The 19068-nt window shown below is 63.5% G+C and carries 17 protein-coding genes; 11 read left to right on the top strand and 6 right to left on the bottom strand.

Features of this window, described 5'->3' with window-relative positions; genetic code table 11:
• Window positions 1-117 precede the first annotated feature (117 nt).
• The 4 genes from IVB50_RS17140 (at window position 118) to IVB50_RS17125 (ending at window position 5374) form a co-directional block, all read left to right on the top strand.
• On the top strand, window positions 118-807 hold the full coding sequence (locus tag IVB50_RS17140; protein ID WP_018457996.1) for an outer membrane protein: 690 nt from the start codon (window positions 118-120) through the stop codon (window positions 805-807).
• A gap of 282 nt (window positions 808-1089) precedes the next feature.
• Window positions 1090-4071 carry an excinuclease ABC subunit UvrA gene (gene uvrA, locus IVB50_RS17135; RefSeq protein WP_018457997.1) on the top strand — a complete coding sequence of 994 codons (2982 nt, stop codon included), beginning with the start codon at window positions 1090-1092 and terminating at the stop codon, window positions 4069-4071.
• Between the two features lie 46 nt (window positions 4072-4117).
• Entirely contained in the window at window positions 4118-4681 is a 564-nt protein-coding gene (locus tag IVB50_RS17130; protein ID WP_026233478.1) for a DinB family protein, read from the top strand.
• Between the two features lie 18 nt (window positions 4682-4699).
• Entirely contained in the window at window positions 4700-5374 is a 675-nt protein-coding gene (locus IVB50_RS17125; protein ID WP_018457999.1) for an HAD family hydrolase, read from the top strand.
• Between the two features lie 48 nt (window positions 5375-5422).
• Here the strand turns inward: IVB50_RS17125 and IVB50_RS17120 are convergent, their stop codons facing one another.
• Both IVB50_RS17120 and IVB50_RS17115 read right to left on the bottom strand, forming a co-directional pair.
• On the bottom strand, window positions 5423-6376 hold the full coding sequence (locus IVB50_RS17120) for a cytochrome D1 domain-containing protein (protein ID WP_247296642.1): 954 nt from the start codon (window positions 6374-6376) through the stop codon (window positions 5423-5425).
• Window positions 6377-6378: 2 nt separating this feature from the next.
• A complete protein-coding gene (locus IVB50_RS17115) occupies window positions 6379-6960 on the bottom strand; it encodes an SRPBCC family protein (protein ID WP_018458001.1) in 582 nt (193 codons plus the stop codon).
• Window positions 6961-8124: 1164 nt separating this feature from the next.
• Between IVB50_RS17115 and IVB50_RS17110 the strand changes: the two genes are divergently transcribed.
• Window positions 8125-10197 carry a DUF1217 domain-containing protein gene (locus IVB50_RS17110; protein WP_247296640.1) on the top strand — a complete coding sequence of 691 codons (2073 nt, stop codon included), beginning with the start codon at window positions 8125-8127 and terminating at the stop codon, window positions 10195-10197.
• Window positions 10198-10213: 16 nt separating this feature from the next.
• Here the strand turns inward: IVB50_RS17110 and IVB50_RS17105 are convergent, their stop codons facing one another.
• Both IVB50_RS17105 and IVB50_RS17100 read right to left on the bottom strand, forming a co-directional pair.
• Window positions 10214-11074 carry a DUF296 domain-containing protein gene (locus tag IVB50_RS17105; RefSeq protein WP_247296638.1) on the bottom strand — a complete coding sequence of 287 codons (861 nt, stop codon included), beginning with the start codon at window positions 11072-11074 and terminating at the stop codon, window positions 10214-10216.
• A 9-nt stretch (window positions 11075-11083) separates the two neighbouring features.
• A complete protein-coding gene (locus IVB50_RS17100; RefSeq protein WP_247296636.1) occupies window positions 11084-12691 on the bottom strand; it encodes an acyl-CoA synthetase in 1608 nt (535 codons plus the stop codon).
• 178 nt (window positions 12692-12869) lie between these two features.
• Here IVB50_RS17100 and IVB50_RS17095 point away from each other — a divergent pair, with 178 nt between their 5' ends.
• Both IVB50_RS17095 and IVB50_RS17090 read left to right on the top strand, forming a co-directional pair.
• Window positions 12870-13226, top strand: coding sequence for a hypothetical protein (locus tag IVB50_RS17095; protein ID WP_204511279.1), 357 nt, complete (start codon window positions 12870-12872; stop codon window positions 13224-13226).
• A 199-nt stretch (window positions 13227-13425) separates the two neighbouring features.
• Entirely contained in the window at window positions 13426-13701 is a 276-nt protein-coding gene (locus IVB50_RS17090) for a GNAT family N-acetyltransferase (RefSeq protein ID WP_018458006.1), read from the top strand.
• Between the two features lie 53 nt (window positions 13702-13754).
• On the opposite strand, the gene IVB50_RS17085 is transcribed toward IVB50_RS17090, so the two are convergent.
• Complete coding sequence (locus IVB50_RS17085) at window positions 13755-14138, bottom strand: DUF3597 domain-containing protein (protein ID WP_026233480.1); 384 nt, start codon at window positions 14136-14138, stop codon at window positions 13755-13757.
• Window positions 14139-14472: 334 nt separating this feature from the next.
• Here IVB50_RS17085 and IVB50_RS17080 point away from each other — a divergent pair, with 334 nt between their 5' ends.
• Complete coding sequence (locus IVB50_RS17080) at window positions 14473-15381, top strand: DUF2189 domain-containing protein (RefSeq protein ID WP_247296633.1); 909 nt, start codon at window positions 14473-14475, stop codon at window positions 15379-15381.
• Window positions 15382-15511: 130 nt separating this feature from the next.
• Window positions 15512-16336: a lytic murein transglycosylase gene (locus IVB50_RS17075; protein WP_018458009.1), complete on the top strand. Its 825-nt coding sequence runs from the start codon at window positions 15512-15514 to the stop codon at window positions 16334-16336.
• Window positions 16337-16412: 76 nt separating this feature from the next.
• Here the strand turns inward: IVB50_RS17075 and IVB50_RS17070 are convergent, their stop codons facing one another.
• On the bottom strand, window positions 16413-16739 hold the full coding sequence (locus IVB50_RS17070) for a hypothetical protein (protein WP_247296631.1): 327 nt from the start codon (window positions 16737-16739) through the stop codon (window positions 16413-16415).
• Between the two features lie 617 nt (window positions 16740-17356).
• On the opposite strand from IVB50_RS17070, the gene IVB50_RS17065 reads away from it, so the two are divergent.
• Window positions 17357-17509, top strand: coding sequence for a DUF1127 domain-containing protein (locus tag IVB50_RS17065; protein WP_018458011.1), 153 nt, complete (start codon window positions 17357-17359; stop codon window positions 17507-17509).
• A gap of 126 nt (window positions 17510-17635) precedes the next feature.
• A complete protein-coding gene (trmFO, locus tag IVB50_RS17060) occupies window positions 17636-19063 on the top strand; it encodes a methylenetetrahydrofolate--tRNA-(uracil(54)-C(5))-methyltransferase (FADH(2)-oxidizing) TrmFO (RefSeq protein WP_247296629.1) in 1428 nt (475 codons plus the stop codon).
• The last annotated feature ends 5 nt before the right edge of the window (window positions 19064-19068 follow it).

Below are 19068 nucleotides of genomic sequence, written 5' to 3'. Positions count from 1 at the left end.
GAGTGACACAACTTGCGGCTTCACTGGTGTAAGTACGGCATCAGTTGGGCAAGTGAGTCCGATGCCCTCCCTATCGTGGAAGGCACAATCAGAAACTGGGACTGGGATTAGTTGAAAATGAAAAAGGTTTTGTTGGCTTCGGCCTGTTTGTTCGCTCTCGCCGCCCCGGCTTCGGCCGCTGATCTCGCGGCGCGCCCCTACACCAAGGCCCCGGTGGCCATGGCTTCGGTCTACAACTGGACCGGCTTCTACCTCGGTATCGTCGGTGGCGGCGCTTGGGAAAATTCCTCGACCGACCCGAAGATGAAGGGCGGCTTCGTCGGCGGTACTGCCGGCTACAACTGGCAGACCGGCAATGTCGTGCTCGGCGTCGAGGCCGATGGTTCCTGGGCTGATGTCAGCGCGTCGGTCACCGGCCCCGTTGCCGTCCCCGGCTTCGGCCTCGTCAGCACCACCCTCAGCTCCAAAACCGATGCGATGGGAACCGTGCGCGGCCGCATCGGCTACGCCGTCAACAACGTCCTGTTCTACGGCACCGGTGGTTACGCCTGGATCGACAACAAGCTCAGCGTCAGCGCGCTCGGCGTGACCGTTTCCGACAGCAAGTGGCACTCCGGCTGGACCGTCGGTGCGGGCGTCGAAGCGTTCTTCGCTCCGCAGTGGTCGGTCAAGGGCGAGTACCTCTTTCGCAGCCTCGGCGGCGAGACCTACTTCTCGGGCGCCCTGCCCTCCGGCACGCTCGAGTTTCACACCGTGCAGGTCGGCGTGAACTATCACTTCGGGGGCCCGGTGGTCGCCAAGTACTGAGTTCAGTACTTAGCCCCAACGCCATCCGCGTTACGAAAGGCCGGCCTTGTGCCGGCCTTTTTGTTTTGTCGGGCACGTTGCCGCGCAGTTCCACCCTGCTCCTGCCAGATGCCGCCAGTGCGCCAACAATCCGTTGACGATTCGCAAGTCCCACTGGAAATCCGTCTCCGTTCTTCCTACGTTCGCTGACAACCCCATCGGCGCCGATCCCGGTTCCGGGCGAAGCGCGCCTTTTTTGTTGGCGCGATCGCGCGCCTTTGGGATTCCTTGAGGGCAACCCGGATGGATGAAGTGATCAAGGCGAAGCGCCAACAGCAGAACGTGGGATCAAACCTGCGCGCAATTACCATCCGTGGCGCGCGCGAGCACAATCTCAAGAACGTCGATGTCGAGATTCCCCGCGACAAGCTGGTGGTGTTCACGGGGCTGTCGGGCTCCGGCAAATCCTCGCTCGCGTTCGACACCATCTACGCCGAAGGCCAGCGCCGCTACGTCGAATCGCTGTCTGCCTACGCCCGCCAGTTCCTGGAGATGATGCAGAAGCCCGACGTCGACCAGATCGACGGCCTGTCGCCGGCGATCTCGATCGAGCAGAAGACGACGTCGAAGAACCCGCGCTCCACCGTCGGCACGGTGACCGAAATCTACGACTACATGCGCCTGCTGTGGGCGCGCGTCGGCGTGCCCTATTCGCCCGCCACCGGCCTGCCGATCGAGAGCCAGATCGTCTCGCAGATGGTCGATCGCGTGCTGGCGCTGCCCGAGGGCTCGCGCCTCTATCTGCTCGCGCCGGTCGTGCGCGGCCGCAAGGGCGAGTACCGCAAAGAGCTTGCCGAATGGCTCAAGAAGGGCTTTCAGCGCGTCAAGATCGACGGCGCCTTCCACGAGCTCGCCGAAGCCCCTGTTCTCGACAAGAAATTCCCGCACGACATCGACGTCGTCGTCGATCGCATCGTGGTGCGCCCCGACATCGGCCAGCGCCTCGCCGAAAGTTTCGAGACCGCGCTGAAACTTGCCGAGGGCCTCGCCGTCATCGAATTCGCGGATGCGCCGGCTGCGGCAGCACCCGCGGAAGAGAAGAAGAAGACCGCAAAGATCCACGACAAGAGCGGACCCGAGCGCATGCTGTTCTCGGAAAAGTTCGCCTGCCCGGTGTCCGGCTTCACCATCCCCGAGATCGAGCCCCGGCTGTTCTCGTTCAACAACCCCTATGGCGCCTGTCCTGCGTGCGGCGGCCTCGGCGTCGAGCAGCATGTCGACGAAGACCTCGTCATTCCCGACAAGGAGCTCGCCATTGGCAAGGGCGCAATCGCGCCCTGGGCCAAATCCTCGTCGCCCTATTACATTCAGACGCTGACTGCGCTCGGCAAGCACTACAAGTTCACGCTGACCACCAAATGGAAGGATCTGCCCAAGAAGACGCAGAACGCGATCCTCCATGGCTCCGGCGAGGACGAGATCAAGTTCTCCTACGAGGACGGCGTCCGCTCCTACGACACCAAGAAGCCGTTCGAGGGCGTCATCACCAACATCAACCGCCGCTATCGCGAGACCGAGAGCGAGTGGGCGCGTGAGGAGCTGGCGAAGTACTTCCACGACGTGCCCTGCGAGGCGTGCCACGGCTTTCGGCTGAAGCCCGAGGCGCTTTGCGTCAAGATCGGCGGCAAGCATATCGGCGACATCTCCGAGATGTCGGTGAAGGGCGCCGGCGCGTGGTTCGAGACCGTGCCGGAGGCGCTGAACACCCAGCAGAACGAGATCGCCGGCCGCATCCTCAAGGAGATCCGCGAGCGCCTCACCTTCCTGCTCGACGTCGGCCTCAACTACCTCACGCTCTCCCGCTCCTCCGGCACGCTCTCCGGCGGCGAAAGCCAGCGCATCCGGCTGGCTTCGCAGATCGGCTCGGGGCTAACAGGCGTGCTCTACGTGCTCGACGAGCCCTCGATCGGCTTGCACCAGCGCGACAACGCGCGCCTGCTCGACACGCTCAAGAGACTTCGTGACCTCGGCAACACCGTGATCGTGGTCGAGCACGACGAGGACGCGATCCTGCTCGCCGACCACGTGCTCGACATCGGCCCCGGCGCCGGCATGCATGGCGGCAACATCATCGCCGAAGGCACGCCCGCCGAGATCATGCGCAACCCCAACTCGCTGACGGGCAAATATCTCACCGGCGAGCTCGAGGTCGAGGTGCCCGAGCGGCGCCCGCCGAACCATCGCCGCACCATCAAGGTGGTCAACGCGCGCGGCAATAACCTCAAGAACGTTACGGCCGAAATTCCGCTCGGCCTGTTCACCTGCGTCACCGGCGTCTCCGGCGGCGGCAAGTCGACGCTGCTGATCGACACGCTCTACAAGGCGATCGCCCGCAAGCTGAACAATGCCAGCGAAGGCGCCGCGCCGCACGACCGCATCGAGGGCCTCGAGCACATCGACAAGATCATCGACATCGACCAGTCGCCGATCGGTCGCACGCCGCGCTCCAACCCTGCGACCTATACCGGTGCCTTCACGCCGATCCGCGAATGGTTCGCCGGCCTGCCCGAGTCGAAAGCGCGCGGCTACGAGCCCGGCCGGTTCTCCTTCAACGTCAAGGGCGGCCGCTGCGAGGCCTGCCAGGGCGACGGCGTCATCAAGATCGAGATGCACTTCTTGCCCGACGTCTACGTCACCTGCGACGTCTGCAAGGGCAAGCGCTACAACCGCGAGACGCTGGAGGTCCTATTCAAGGGCAAGAGCATCGCCGACGTGCTCGACATGACCGTCGAGGAAGCGGCCGAGTTCTTCAAGGCGGTCCCACGTGTACGCGAGACGTTCCAGACGCTGCATCGCGTCGGCCTCGACTACATCCATGTCGGCCAGCAGGCCACGACGCTCTCGGGCGGCGAAGCCCAGCGCGTCAAGCTCGCAAAAGAGCTGTCAAAGCGCGCCACCGGCCGCACGCTCTACATCCTGGACGAGCCGACCACCGGGTTGCATTTCCACGACGTCAAGAAGCTGTTGGAGGTGCTGCACGAGCTGGTCGCGCAGGGCAACACGGTCGTCGTCATCGAGCACAATCTCGAAGTGATCAAGACCGCCGACTGGGTCATCGACCTCGGCCCCGAAGGCGGCGATGGCGGCGGCGAGATCGTCGCCTGGGGCCCGCCAGAGGACATCGCAAAAGCGCCGCGGAGCTATACGGGGAAGTTCCTGGCGCCGGTGCTGGCGAAGGCTCGGAAGCCGAAGCGGAGACGCGCGGCGAGCGAGGCGGCCGAGTAGGTTACGCCGCGGGAGCGGCCGACACATTGTCTGAGGGAGACTGAGTTTGCCTGCCGGACTTGTGCAAACCTATCGTGCGTTCGCCCACAATAATGCTTGGGCAAACCACCGGCTGCTCACCGCTTGCGCGGCGCTGTCTCAGGCCGACTTCGAAGCCGAGCGGACCGGCTTCTTTCCGAGCCTGCAACGCACGCTGAACCACATCCATGTCATCGACCTCTTCTATGTCGATGCACTGGAGGGCGGATGGTTGGGACCGGCAGCTTGGAAGAACGACGTGCCGCACCTTTCCCTTGCTGCGCTGAAGCCTGCGCAAGCCGCGATCGACAAGCGCTTGATCGCCATGTGCGATGCACTGACGCCCGAGATTCTCAACGGCATTGTGCGGATCAACCGCGACACGCGGGTCCAGGCCGAACGCCGCGACCGACTGCTCATGCATCTGTTCCAGCATCAAATTCATCACCGCGGACAAGCGCACGCCATGCTGTCCGAAACGAGCGTCGCGCCGCCTCAGCTTGACGAGTTCTTCGCCGAGGGAGAGGCGCCGCTCAGGGCCACCGAATTCGACCAACTCGGATGGACCGAGGAAACCGTGTGGAAAGCCTAGCGGTGTAGCTTCGTCTCCATGCCCTACTCCCTCGCCATCTTTGATCTCGACGGCACGCTGGCCGACAGCTTTCCGTGGTTCCTGCGCACCATCAACGACGTCGCCGATCGCTTCGGCTTCCGCCGCGTCGCGGACGAGGATATCGAGGGGCTGCGGCATGCTTCTTCGCGGGAGATTCTGAGCCGGCTCGAGGTGCCGCTGTGGAAGCTGCCGGCGATCGCGCGGCATGCGCGGCGACTGAAGGCGGAGGCTGCAGCGGAGATTTCGCTGTTTGCGGGGGTCGAGACAATGCTGCGGACGCTGGCGGAGAGTGGCGTGCAGCTCGCGATGGTGACGTCGGACAGCGAAGCCAATGCGCGCGAGAAGCTCGGCGATTGCGCGACGCTGTTCGCCCATTTCGATTGCGCGGCCTCGCTTTTCGGCAAGCCCGCGAAGTTCCGACGGGTCATCCGCCGCGCCGGCGTGGAGCCGGGCAAGGTCATCTCGATCGGCGACGAAGTGCGCGACATCGAGGCGGCGCGGACAGTGGGAATTGCCTGCGGAGCGGTGGGCTGGGGTTATGCGGCGCCGGCGGCGCTGCGGGCGATGGTGCCGGATCACATGTTTGATCAGATGGATGAGATTGTATGGACGCTGTGCCCCGGTGCCGTAGCCCGGATGAGCGAAGCGATATCCGGGAACGCCGGTGGATGAGGAGAGCCCCGTCCCGCATGTCGCTCCGCTCACGCGGGCTACACGCCCCTACTCCGTCCTGCGCAAGAATGCCCCAAACGCGCGCGGGCCGTCGCCGGTATTGACCTCGCCGATCAGCTTCAGCTCGACCGCATCGATGATATCGAGCGTGTTGCTTTCCCAGCAGGCGACGATAATGCGCTTGCCGTCGGCAGTCGCGGCAATGCCTTCGGGATAATCGCCGACATTGATGCGCTTGAGCGGCTTCAAGGTCGCCAGATCGAACACGCTGACAGTGCCGCCATACTGATCGGTGACGAAGCCGCGGCCCTGCGCCAACGCCACCGCATAAGGGCGCATCCCGACCTGCACGCGGCCGGTCTCGGCCCCAGTGGCGATGTCGATCACGGAGACGTCGTTGGAGCCGACATTGGCGGTGTAGGCGCGCTTGCCCTCGGCATCGATGGTGACGCCGAACGGACGGGTGCCGACCTTGATGGTCGTCGTGCGCTGGCGCGTCGCGGTGTCGACCACCGACACACTGTCGTCGTCGCGGTCGGCCGAGAGCAGCAGCTTGCCATCCGGCGTTACCGCGAGCCCCGATGGCGAGGCGCCGACCGCAATGCTGGCCGTGACGCTGCGCGAGGCCGCGTCGATCACCCGCACCGCCGCCGCATACCAGTCCGCGACATAGACGGTGCGGCCATCCGGCGCGACGGCAATGCCGAGCGGCCCGCCGCCGACCTCGATCCGCGCCGCAACCTGCCGCGTTGCTGCGTCCACCACCGTCACGGCTTTGGCATCCGGGCTCGTGACATAGGCAAAACGTCCGTCCGCGCTGAAGGCGACGCCGGCCGGCTTGCCGCCGATCGGGATGGTCGCGACGCTGCGCGCCGTGGCGAGGTCCACGACCATCAGATCGTCGCTGAGCTGGTTGGTGACGAATGCCTCTTCGGCGAACACATGCGCGATGCCGGCCAGGCAAAAGCTGGCGGCGAGCGCCGCCAGGACCAGCGCCCGCACCGTCAGCTTCCGCTCTCGATCTTCTTCTTGAGTGCCTCGAGGCCCGCCTGGTACAGCCCCTTCACCGCCTTGACCGCGGCCTCGTCACTCAGCTCCGGCGGCGGCTCGTTGTTGGGAAAGCCACGATAGAACGCGCCGGCCCATTCCAGCGTCGAGCCCTTGCCGTCAGCGCTCGGCGTCACCGTCAATGTCGAGGAATAATTGGTGACCGGCAGCACCTTCACGTCCACATTGGTGATCCGGTAGGAATAGCTCATCGCGGCGGCGTCAAACTTGTAGAGCTCCTCGTCGACGGTCGCGCCTCCCGTCAGCGTCAGCTTGCGCGTCGCGCCGATCTCGTTGCCCTTCTCGCCCTCGGTCTTGGTGACAGGTGGCAGCCAGCTCATGTCCTGGAAATTGCCCATTGCGGCCCACACCTTGGCCGGGGCGGCGTTGATCTCGATGGATTCGCGCACCTTCTGACGGGTCGGCCCGTGGGCCCAGGCCGATGTCGAAACCGGGCCAAACGCCGCCGTCAAAGCCACCGCGCCCGCGGCAATCAGCACCGCGGCCAGGACCGTGCGCCGTCCAATCGTCACCCTCATCTCGTTTCCTCATACGTGTCGGTGATCATGCGCGACTTGAAGCGCGCTGGAATCATGGTAGCGCATTTTGCGGCCGCGGGGAGACCCGTTCGTGGCCGCGTTGCGGCGGGGCTCGCGCGCCCCACAACCCCTTGCCGCCCCGGCGGGCAAAACACCAATAAGCGGGTCAATCACGGCGCTTAAAAAATATTTCTCTTTATCCGCATTTCGGATTATCACATAAAGAGCCATCCCAACCCGGCCGAGGGGCGGATCGCGATCGTCACGAACGCGGGATGGGACGTGGTGGACGTGGGCCACACCGGCGCGAAGGCTTCGCAGGGCGGGCAACCGTGAGCGAAAGTGTCGCGCACACGACCGGTGCAGCCTGCGTACGGCAAAATCGTGTGGTCCTGGCGCCCGGGGTCTGTGCGCCAAGTCTTGCGGTGATGCGTGCGGGCCGACCGGGCCGCAGCGTCAGCCATCCGCAAGGCGACGGGGGCAATAGTGCATCGCTCCCCGGGGAGATCACGACATAAGCCGTAAAACCACTGCGCAGGGAAGGCCGTGTGTTGGGCTTCACCTGTATGCCGCTGTGCAGCCTCTCGTAGCGCAACCTTCGCACAGTGGACCGTGGGTGCCAGCCGGCACCCGGCCTTCCCTGCGCCCTCGGCATTTTGGGGGCAAAGAATGCCGCAAAGCTCGGGCCGCACAGGCCGCGAGAATGCGAAACCGCGCGTATCACGCGAATAGCAATGCCAGATGACTTCGGGCTCTCGTGCCCCGGACGCGGCGCAGCGCCCCTTCGGCGAGGCGCCGCAGAGCCGTGACCCATCCTGCGGCAGAATGCACGGCTTCTGGATCCCGGCTCAACGCCACACCGCCGTAAGCGCGTTTACGCGCGTCTTCGACGCGCTATGGCGCTGCGTCGCGTTCGGGACGAGAGCCATTCCGATCGATCTCTTGATCGGGACATATCCGGAACGCAACCCTCACGAAAGCTGTATCTGAGAAACATGCAGCAACAAAACCCGATATGCCTCGCGAGGGCAAACTTGAATCTGGGATCGCGGTCCGAAAATGGCCTTGGAGAACCTGGCTCTGAGACAGTTTGCCGGCATGAGGCCAGCCCCACCTCGCGACCCCGCAATGATTGACGGACGTCCGGGACCGTAGGAGTGCGCGATGGTATCAACGTATTTCAGTTACAGCTACATCACGCGCAATCTCAAGCAGTCCCTGACGCGGGTCGAACAGCAACAGGACGTAGCGCGAGAGGCCGCCTATTACAAAGCCCACATCGGCAACGTGAAGTCCGTCGACGACTTCATGAAAGACTATCGCCTTTATCATTATGCAACGAAGGCGTATGGCCTGGAAGACATGGCCTACGCCAAGGCCTTCATGAAAAAGGTGCTGGAGAGCGACCTCTCCGACGCAAACAGCTTTGTCAACAAGCTGGTCGACAAGCGTTACCGTGAGTTCGCCGCCGCGTTTTCCTTCAATGGCAGTGCCACGCCGGTGGCGCAATCGGAGAACCAGACCGACGAGATGATTGGTCTGTACACGGCGACCAGGAAAAGCCAGGTCGATGCACTTGCCGGCGATTCGAATTACTACAGCGCCGAAATCGGTAACATCAGCAGTGCAGACCAGCTCCTGAACAACGACCGTCTTCGCAACTATGTCTATTCGGCGTACGGGATCGATCAAAGCAAGTGGTCGCGTGACACCATAAGCCAGGTCTTGCGCAGCGATCCATCCGATCCCAACAGCTACGTCAACACCACTTTCGCTTCTCAGCTAAGTGGCCTCAACGCCGACCTTGCTCAGGCCCGATCGGATGTCACCGCGGCCAATTCAAGGATCGCCGACTACACCGCCCAACTATCGCAACCGGGCGCGAACGTGGCCCAGTTGAACGTCCAGATTCTGGTCGAAAAGCATCATTTGGAGTCATATGCGAGCAGCATTTCCAGCCTTAGCGAGCAGATAGGGACGATTGGCGGGTTCGTCGACCTGGCCGGTGCGTTCGAGTTTTCCTCCGACGGGTCGCTTCCGTCAGGTGTGTCGGCGCAGACTGCTGCAAATGTCACGATCACGAAACAGAAGTTCGACGACAGCAAGTCCGCCGTCTATTCGGCGGCGAGCCCGTTGAACGAAGCTTTTGCAATCAGGCAATTTAGAACTGCCATCCTCAAGATCAATTCAGTCCAGGCGTTCGTATCGACACCGGGCGTGTATGAATTTGCGCTGGGAGCTGTCGGCCTCGAGCCCGCGAACGTCTCGCCGGCGACTGTCAAGGCCGTGCTCGAAAGCGACATCAACGACCCCAAAAGCTACGTCTATACCCTCAAGGACAATCGATATTTGGAGCTGGCACGCGCCTTCAACTTCGACGCAAAAGGCAATCTGACCACCCCCTTGGTGGCTCAGGACTCGGCTGAAGTCCTCCAGATCGCCAAGGACTACGTCATTGGAGCGGTGAAGAGCGCCAGCACGGCGACTCCCCAGCAGCAGGCCGCAGTTCGGGCACAGGCCACGAAGGATGCGTCGGAATATCAGCAGGCCATCGCCGGCATCGGCAGTGTTTCCGATCTTCTCGCAAACAGGCCGATGGTCGATTTCATTCTCTTGGCCAAGGGTCTGGATCCCAGGAAGGTCAGCACCGAATTTCTCAAGAAGATCTTCAGCTCCGACCTGAACGATCCAAAGAGCTTCGCGAACACCGAGAGCGATCCTCGCTTTGCCGAAATCGTGGCGTCGTTCAATTTCGACAGTAAAGGCAACGTCGCGCGTCTTCCGATGATGGGTCCGCAAAAGCGGGATCAGTTTCGGGAAACACAAGCGAACTATGTCGAGCAAAGCCTGGAGCAGCAGCAGGGCGATGCCAATCCCGGCGTGCGCCTTGCGCTCTATTTCCAGCGAAAGGCGGGGGACATCACGTCCGCATACGACATCCTTGCCGACAAGGCTCTTTCGGAGGTGTTCAGGACCACTTTCGATTTGCCTGACTCGATGGCGGCGATGCCGATCGATCAGCAGGCCAAGTTCGTAGACAGATTCATGAAGATCAAGGATCTGTCCGATCCCGCGAAGGTGACAAAGCTGTTGAGCCGTTTCTCCGCCATGTATGACATCAGAAACAGCCAGAGCACCGGCCAGGGTCAATCCCCCCTGCTCAACCTGTTTCAGGGATCCAGTTCGGGGATCAGTGACTCCACATACTTGGCCATCGCCAAGCTGCGCACCCGCTGATGATCGCTCGCCGATACTAGCCCAACACCTCGAGCACCAGCTCCATGGTCATCAGCACGGGATTGTCGCCACGAATCAGACGGCCCTCCGCTATGCCGCCAGTGTAGTCGATCAGGGCGACATCGAGTGCGGCTTCGAGGGCGCCGGAGGAGCCGGCCGCAATCGCGCCGCCGGTTACCGCAAGCTCGGTCGCGAAGGGCTCGGTCACGCCGCCATGGGTGAAGCGCGCCCCAATGGTCGAGCCGACACCGCCATGGATCCTCGCGCGCGCGATGCCGTGCGCGCGGCAGAAGTCTTCGAGACAGCCCGCGAAATCCTGATTGGGGCGCAGCCGCAGCGCGAAAGCGCGGCTGGTCGTGCGTGCGCCGGTGCTCGCAGCCGCCACGGGCCCGAACAGCTTGAAATTGGTCTCGGGATCTGGCTCTGCGGCGAACATCGCACCATCGATGCCGAAGGCCTCGACCTCGAACGGCTCGGCGACATCGGTCACGTCCGGCAGCATGTGGCCACCACCGGCGCGGCCATCAGCCTCCGTCCACAGCCCATGGCAATGAAAGAACGGGGCGCCATCGCGCATGCCCAGCGTCATGCTGCCGAGCCTGGTGCGCGTCACGCCGCTTGGCCGGAATGTGTCGCTATAAAACGCGGCGTTCTCGCTGGTCTTCGACAGCGCCGGCATGACATAGCCGAACGGCCCGAGCGCGCCGCGCCCGAAGCTGAGCACGCCGCCGGCGAATCCCTCCGCGGCGAAACCGCGGCGCGCCGCCTCCAGCAGCGGCAGACCTGCTTGAAGCGTGAAGGAGAAAGCGCGTCCCCTCGCCTCCGCCCATTGGATGCGCTCGGCGACCGGCGCGCCGGGCTGCTTGATGCTGCGCATGACCTTCGCTCAGCCCGCCCGTGTCTTGTCGAGATCGAGCAGCCCGCGCGCCTCGAGCTCGTCGCGAACCATCCGTTTGGGAACCTTGCCGTAGCCGGATTTCGGCAAGGCCTCCCAAAAGAAGAACCGCTTCGGCATCTTGTAGCGGGGGACCTTGGGGCCGAGGAATGCCGCCATCTCCGCTTCGCTCACCGGCTTCGCGCCTTCGCGGGCGACGCAGACGGCAACGCCGACCTCGCCCCAGGTCGCATCGGATACGCCGAGCACCGCGACCTCGCCGACGCAAGGATGGGTCAGAATCTTCTCCTCGATTTCGCGCGGATAGATGTTGGAGCCGCCGGAGATGTACATGTCGGAGGCTCGTCCCGTGATGTAGACGAACCCCTCCTCGTCCATGTGGCCGAGATCGCCAGTGCGGAACCAGCCGTTGCGGAAAGCCTTCGCATTGGCTTCGGGATTGTCATAGTAGCCGGCCAGCACCGCGGGGCCGATTACGCAGATCTCGCCGCTCTGGTTGGCGCCGAGTTCACGGCCCTCGTCGTCCTGGATCGAGACCTGCATGCCGGTACGCTCGAAGCCACAGGTGCCGATCTTCGCGTGCGGCCCGTCCTCGGGGTCATGCAGCGCAGCCGGCAGCACGGTGATGTTGCCGGTCACCTCGCCGAGGCCGAAATACTGCACGATCACCTTGCCGAGCTTCCTCAGCGCAGCCTTCTGGTCCTCGCGATACATCGGCGCACCCGCATAGATCACATGGCGCAGCGAGGAATGATCGTATTTGTCGGCGGCGGGATGCTCGACCATCATCTTCAGAATGGTCGGCACCACGAAGAGATTGCTGACGCGATGCGCCTCGATCAGGCGGAACGCCTCGTCAATGTCGAATTTCTCCGTCGGCAGCAGCACGGTGCACACGCCGCGCGCGGTCTGCACCAGCTGATGCACGCCGGCGCCATGCGACAGCGGCGCCACCACCAGCGAGGCATCTGCTTCGGTGACGCCGGGCGTAAGATCGGCGAGATGGTTGGTGACGACAAAACCCATCTGACCGTGGGTGAGCACCGCAGCCTTGGAGCGGCCGGTGGTGCCCGATGTAAAGAAGAACCAGCAGGGATCGTCGTGCTCGACTGCGACGTTCTCGACCACCGTGCCGGCGCGCGACGCGACGGCATCCGCAACCGACGTCTCGGCAAACGGCGCCCGACCGTCGATGCTCCAGGTGAATTCCAGCGCGCCACCGCTTACGGCCGCGGCGTGCTCGGGAAAATCGACATGGCACAGAAACGCCTTCGCGCCGGAGGCCTGCGCGAGATAGGCGACCTCGTCCGGCATCAGGCGGAAATTGGTGGGTACCCAGACCGCGCCAAGCCGAAACGCGGCGAACATCGAAAAGAACATCTCGTCGCCGTTCTTGGAATGGACGAGGATGCGGTCGCCCTTCGCGATGCCCCGCGCCGCGAGAGCGGCTGCCAGCGCCGAGACCTGCGCGTCGATCTCGCGCCATGTCCAGGATCTGTCGCCCCAGACGAAACCGGGACGCGCCCCATGCCGCCGCGCGTTCTGGGTCAGCATGTGAGCGAGATTCATGACGCGGCGGGACATGCGCAGGGGCTGCATCGGGCTTCCTCTTCGGCGGCGGACGGCACGCGAGCCGCCCGCTCATTACGCCCATTTATCGCCATCGCCAGGACCCCTGCAAGGTTGCCGGGCGCAGCGCAGCCCATCCAACCGTTCAGGAAATTTTAAACATGATCGGCGCAACCTCGTTCAGTTCTCGCGTAAAGAGTGCCGCATCATGGTCAAAGCGCCCGCCCTCCTCATGTTATCGCTGGCGCTTGCCGGATGTGCCGTGGGCCCACAAGCGCACCTCGCCTCCGATCCCGCCTTCAAGCCCGCGCGCTATGCCTGGGACGGCGCCGGCGAAAATCCCAATCACCCGCGCGCTGCTTCAGAACCAGCGCGCGCGGCCCGATCCGAGCGCAACAGGTCGCAAGCCGCGCTTCAGCCCTATTCAAAGGAATGGTGGCAGGCGAAGGATGGCATCGAGGAGGAACGGGACGCCAGGGTCAACCGTTCCCTCGTCATCTGCCAGGGATGCCTGCGCCCGCAGGCGCAGCCGGAGGATTCCAGGCTCGCCAAGGCGACCGATTGAAGCATCCGGGCGATCAGGCCTAGGAAGAGATCCAACGCGGGCGTTGCGAGAAGCGGCGGGGGGCTACAACGCCCCGAGCTTCCATAACGACGCAGTTTCCGGATATCTCCCCTGCGGCAACCACTCTTGCTCGCACCTTGGCAAGGACCGGTTGAGGCGCCTAGATCAGAGGCAAGCAGCATGTCGGAAGGATTTTTGCATGGCGCCGTCGGTACGGGATAACAAGGACAGAAGCCGCTTCGAGCTCGATGTCGGCAGCGAAATCGCCTTCGCCAATTACCGGCTGACGCCGTCGGCGGTGATCATCACCCACACCGAGACGCCGCGCGCGCTGCGCGGCCGCGGCATCGGCTCCGAGCTGGTCAAGGGCGCGCTGGAATTGATCCGGCGCGACGGCAGGAAGGTGATTGCCGGTTGCGGTTTCGTCGTCGATTATCTCGACAGGCATCCGGAAGATGCGGATCTCGTCGCCTGAATGCAAAAGGGCCCGCGCGATCGCGGGCCCTTGGATTGCGACCGGGCGATCGGTCAGTGCTTGATCTCCGGCGGCAGCTTGCCGCCATTGGCGGCGAGCTTGGACATCACCTGCTTGTGCAGCCAGACGTTCATGGTCGCGGAATCGTTAGTGTCGCCGCTGTAGCCGAGCTCCTTGGCGAGGTCCTTGCGCGCAGCGAGGCTGGAATCGATGTCGAGCGCCTTCATCAGATCGACGATCGAGGTGCGCCATTCCAGCTTTTCGCCCTTGTGCGCAGCGGCCGCCGCGTCGACGATCGCGGCAACGTCCACCGTCGCCGCGGATCCGCTCGGCGCGGCCCCTGCGGGCGCGCTGCCCGACGGTGCGCTGCCTGCGGGCGCGGCGGAAGCTGGCTGGCTACCGAAGATCGCGCCCATAATTTTCCCGAAAATGCTCATGTCTGCTCCCCGAAAAGGACCCGCTGGAAGGGCCTTGAGTGGCACTTATAGACCAAGTTGCGTCGTTGCGCCCGCCAAAGTTCCGCGAACAAGCACGCAGCATCAGCTTATCTGCGGCGAAATAACGACCGAATGACACTGTAGAGATTGCACCGCGGCATCGAATCTCACCCAAGCGTGAGGGACAGGACTCGCAAATGGGCGTACGGTTGACGTTCAGTTCGCGATGCCATCCGGAATTCGCGTCTGGTTGGGGATCGCGAAACTCAGAATAGCGGCCGCTTGCGCCGTTGCTGGCGCCAGATGCGGCCGCATGGCAAGGGAGCTAGCGACCATGGCCACACTCTACCCGGGCAATGTCCCGTCCATGGCCCAGACCGCCGAAGCGGCTGGACCGGTGATCCGAACCATCCAACTCTCCGATCTGCAGGATGCGCTCAAGCGCGGCTGGGACGATTTCAAGGCGGTGCCGAGCCACGCCATCATCCTCTGCGTGATCTATCCTGTGCTGGGCCTCGTGCTCGCCCGCGTGGTGATGGGCTATTCAGTGTTGCCGTTGTTGTTCCCGCTGGCCGCAGGCTTCGCGCTAATCGGCCCGTTCGCCGCTCTCGGTCTCTACGAGCTCTCCAGCCGGCGCGAGCGCCATGAGGAGGCCAGCGCCTGGGATGCCATGGAGGTGCTGCGTTCGCCCTCGTTCGGCGCCATGCTCGGTCTCGGGGCGCTGCTGCTAGCCCTGTTCGTGACCTGGGTTGCGACCGCGCAGGCAATTTATGTCGCCGCTTTCGGCTATGAAGGCGCATCCGGGATCTCGGATTTTCTGACGCGCGTGCTCACGAGCCGGCAAGGCTGGTGGCTGATCGTGGTCGGCTGCGGCACCGGCTTCCTGTTCGCCCTTGCCGCGCTGTGCATCAGCGCCGTGTCGTTCCCGCTGATGCTTGACCGCCATGCCGGCGCGTTCGAGGCCATGGTGACGTCACTGCGCGTCGTCGCGAAGAACCCGGTGCCGATGGCGGCCTGGGGCCTGATCGTGGCCGTCCTGCTGGCGCTGGGCACCATTCCGGCCTTCCTCGGCCTTGCCGTGGTGGTCCCCGTGCTCGGCCATGCCACCTGGCATCTCTACCGCAAGGTGATCTCGGCCGATCCGGGCGCGCGTCCGGTGCCGCCTCCGCCGCATCGTGCACGCAAGCCGGCCGCCGACTTCCCCGCCAACCTCTTCCCCTGGCGCAATCGGACCGACGCCTGACGATATCGTGACATGCGATCCTGCCCCGGTGCGGGCAGGATCGCGCACTGTCATACGCCTTGCTTTGGCCGCGGTTTCCATCGAGATTGCGCGCGCCGTTCAGATCACTTCACGGAATTTATTTGCTCGAATGACCCCGACGATTTCTCGTCTCGCCCTCGCAGCCTTAGCCATCACCGCGTCCATCCTATCCGCTCAGCCAGCGCTCGCCGCTGTTGCCTGCGGTTCAGGCAATTTCGACGCGTGGCTTGCAGACTTCAAAACGGACGCCGCGGCCAAGGGCGTCTCGCAACAGGCCATTTCTGCCGGGCTCGCCGGTGTGACGCTCGATCAGAACGTGCTCAACCGCGACCGCTCGCAGAAGGTCTTCAGCCAGACCTTCGAGGAGTTTTCCGGCCGCATGGTGCCGCCGCGCCTGACGCGCGGCTCCAACATGATGAAGCAATACGGCTCGGTGCTGTCGCGTATCGAGCAGACCTACGGCGTGCCTGGCGAGGTGCTGGTCGCGATCTGGGGTCTCGAGACCGATTTCGGCGTCAATACCGGCAAGTTCGCGACCATCCGCTCACTGGCGACGCTGGCCTATGACTGCCGGCGCTCCGAGCAGTTTCGCGCCGAGCTGTTGGATGCGCTCCGCATTGTCCAGCGCGGCGACCTCGCACCGGCCGACATGAAGGGCGCCTGGGCCGGCGAGCTCGGACAGACCCAGTTCATGCCGTCGTCATGGATGAAATACGCCGTCGATTTCGACGGCAATGGTAAGCGCGATCTCCTGCACAACGCCCCTGACGTGCTCGCCTCCACCGCGAACTATCTTGCTGGTTATGGCTGGCAGAAGGGTAAGGATTGGCAGCCGGGCAGTCCGAATTTCGCGGTGCTGCAGCAGTGGAACAAGAGCGAGGTCTACTCGAAGACCGTCGCCTATTTCGCCACCCAGCTCGCGCGCGCCCCTTAGATGAGATGCTTGCAGGACAAAAGCGTAGGGCCGATCGCTCGGCGACCGGCCCTCTCCTAATGCGTTCCTGAAGTTCCTATTTGCCCATGGTGGCGTGCATCGCTTTGTTCAGATGCGCGCCGCACGCACCCATTTTGCCGTTGAGCAGCGAGTCCTGCGCGGCCGCGATCTCCTTCTGCGCGACGAACTTGCCGTCACCATCGGCCATGTTTTCGATCGCGGTCTCTGTCTTCTCCAAATTGGCCGAGCTGCAGCCGCCGGCGGCGTGCTTGGCGGCCTGGGCCGGCGTGAGGGCGAACGCAACGGCGGCAATTGCGACAACCCCGAGTAACTTCGTCATGACGTTACCTTCCTTCTCTTGTTCTTGGGCCAGAGCCAGCGACATTGCCGGAATCTGCGACATCACCTTCCTCCGGGCGCGGCAACTTGACGCAATGAATTCCCTGCGAGAATTGCGTGATGTTGCGCGGCGCGCAGAGCTGCATGCAAAATTTCTGATTTTCATTACGCGCTTGTAATCAACGCCACACGTTCAGCGTGTGTGCACTGCGAGCGGGGACGGTTGTGGCTAACCAAGCGGGATAGTCCTGACTCGCCGCCCTTCGTCATGTGGATCCGCTGCAACCAGGCGAATCGCTGGCGAGAGTTGGCAAAAGTGTACGCACGCGCCAAGTAATGAGTATCAGTTCATTAGAATCATGCGATTCTCGCATGTGAGACTTGGTTATAGAAGCTAGTCGATCCGCTTGCGGACAAGAGCAAAGCGACTTATTTCGCTCCGAACGGAACCGACTAGCCCATAGCAAATCCGTGAATTCACGGGACTTCAGACCTGTGCTCCCTGTTCCGCCTACCCTTTGGGCGGGAGTGCTTTCGGGTTAATCGTCCGTTACCAGCGCCATGCACTCAGCGCTTAGCTGCATCGCAGCATCGGAACTTTCGCACTGCACCACTCTCACCTATATTCATTTCAACGATGAGGCTCGGGCAAGAGCTGAATCGAACTACAGGAGATTACCAATGCTGCTCTCGCTCATCCGCATGATCCAAGCTTTCCGGGACTATCAGCGCAATGTTGCCGAGCTGTCCCAGCTCAGCGATCGCGAGCTTTCCGATATCGGCCTCGATCGCTCCGACATCCCGCGCGTTGCCGCCGGTCAGTATCAGGGCTGATATCGTTCAGCCCTGAACCGGAAGGACCGATAGCGCCCGCCTCGTGCGGGCGTTGTCGCATCCGGAGGCAGAAAACTCGATCTCGGCGATTCCACTGATCGCCGAAAAGCGCTACCTGTCCGCCCCATGACAGGACCCCAATCAAATACCGTGCATGTGATCGGCGCAGGCCTTGCCGGCTCCGAAGCCGCCTGGCAGGTGGCCAAATCCGGCGTGCCCGTGGTGCTGCATGAGATGCGGCCGACCCGCATGACCGAGGCACACCGCACCGATGGGCTTGCCGAGCTCGTCTGCTCCAATTCGTTCCGCTCGGACGATGCCGCCAACAACGCCGTCGGCCTGCTGCATGCCGAGATGCGCCGCTTCGATTCGCTGATCATGCGCGCAGCCGACGCCAACCAGGTACCCGCCGGCGGCGCGCTGGCGGTGGACCGCGACGGCTTCTCGGCGGCCGTCACCAAGGCGCTGAACGATCATCCGCTGATCGAGATCGCCCGCGGTGAGGTCGCAGGCCTGCCGCCGGCCGAGTGGAGCAACGTCATCGTTGCGACCGGCCCCCTCACTTCGGCGCCGCTGGCCGATGCGATCCGCGAGTTGACCGACGAGAACGCCCTCGCCTTCTTCGACGCGATCGCGCCGATCGTGCACCGCGAATCCATCGACATGTCGGTGGCCTGGTTTCAGTCACGCTACGACAAGGTCGGTCCCGGCGGCACCGGCGCCGACTACATCAACTGCCCGATGACAAAGGAGCAGTATGACGGCTTCGTCGCAGCGCTGGTCGCCGGCGAGAAGACCGAGTTCAAGGAATGGGAGACCAACACGCCCTATTTCGACGGCTGTCTGCCAATCGAGGTCATGGCGGAACGCGGCCCCGAGACTCTCCGCCATGGACCGATGAAGCCGGTCGGCCTCACCAATCCGCACGATCCCACCACCAAGGCCTACGCGATCGTGCAGCTGCGCCAGGACAACAAGCTCGGCACGCTCTACAACATCGTCGGCTTCCAGACGAAACTGAAATACGGCGAGCAGCAGCGCATCTTCCGCACCATTCCGGGGCTGGAGAAGGCCGAATTTGCTCGCCTCGGCGGCCTGCATCGCAACACCTTTCTCAACTCGCCAAAGCTGCTCGACGGCCAATTGCGCCTGCGCGCGCAGCCGCGGCTGCGCTTTGCCGGCCAGATGACGGGCTGCGAGGGCTATGTGGAATCCGCCAGCGTCGGCCTGATTGCCGGTCTCTATGCGGCAGCGGAGGTGCGCGGCGAGACGCTTGCGAGTCCGCCGGTCACGACTGCGCTCGGATCCCTGCTCGGCCACATCACCGGCGGCCATATCGAGACCATCGAGCCCGGCACGCGCTCGTTCCAGCCGATGAACATCAATTTCGGCCTGTTCCCGCCGCTCGCCAGCGCACCGACGAAGAAACCCGACGGAAGCCGGCTGCGCGGGAACGAGAAGACGGTGGCCAAAAAGCAGGCGATGAGCGCGCTGGCGCTCGCCGATCTCGATCGCTGGATCGCCGATCACCTGCGCATTGCCGCCGCGGCGTGAGTTTT

It is taken from the genome of Bradyrhizobium sp. 87, from assembly GCF_023073015.1.
Taxonomy (GTDB): Bacteria; Pseudomonadota; Alphaproteobacteria; order Rhizobiales; family Xanthobacteraceae; genus Bradyrhizobium; species Bradyrhizobium canariense_D.
The sequence above is the reverse complement of the archived record's forward strand: the minus strand, read 5'-3'. Positions and strand labels throughout refer to the sequence as shown.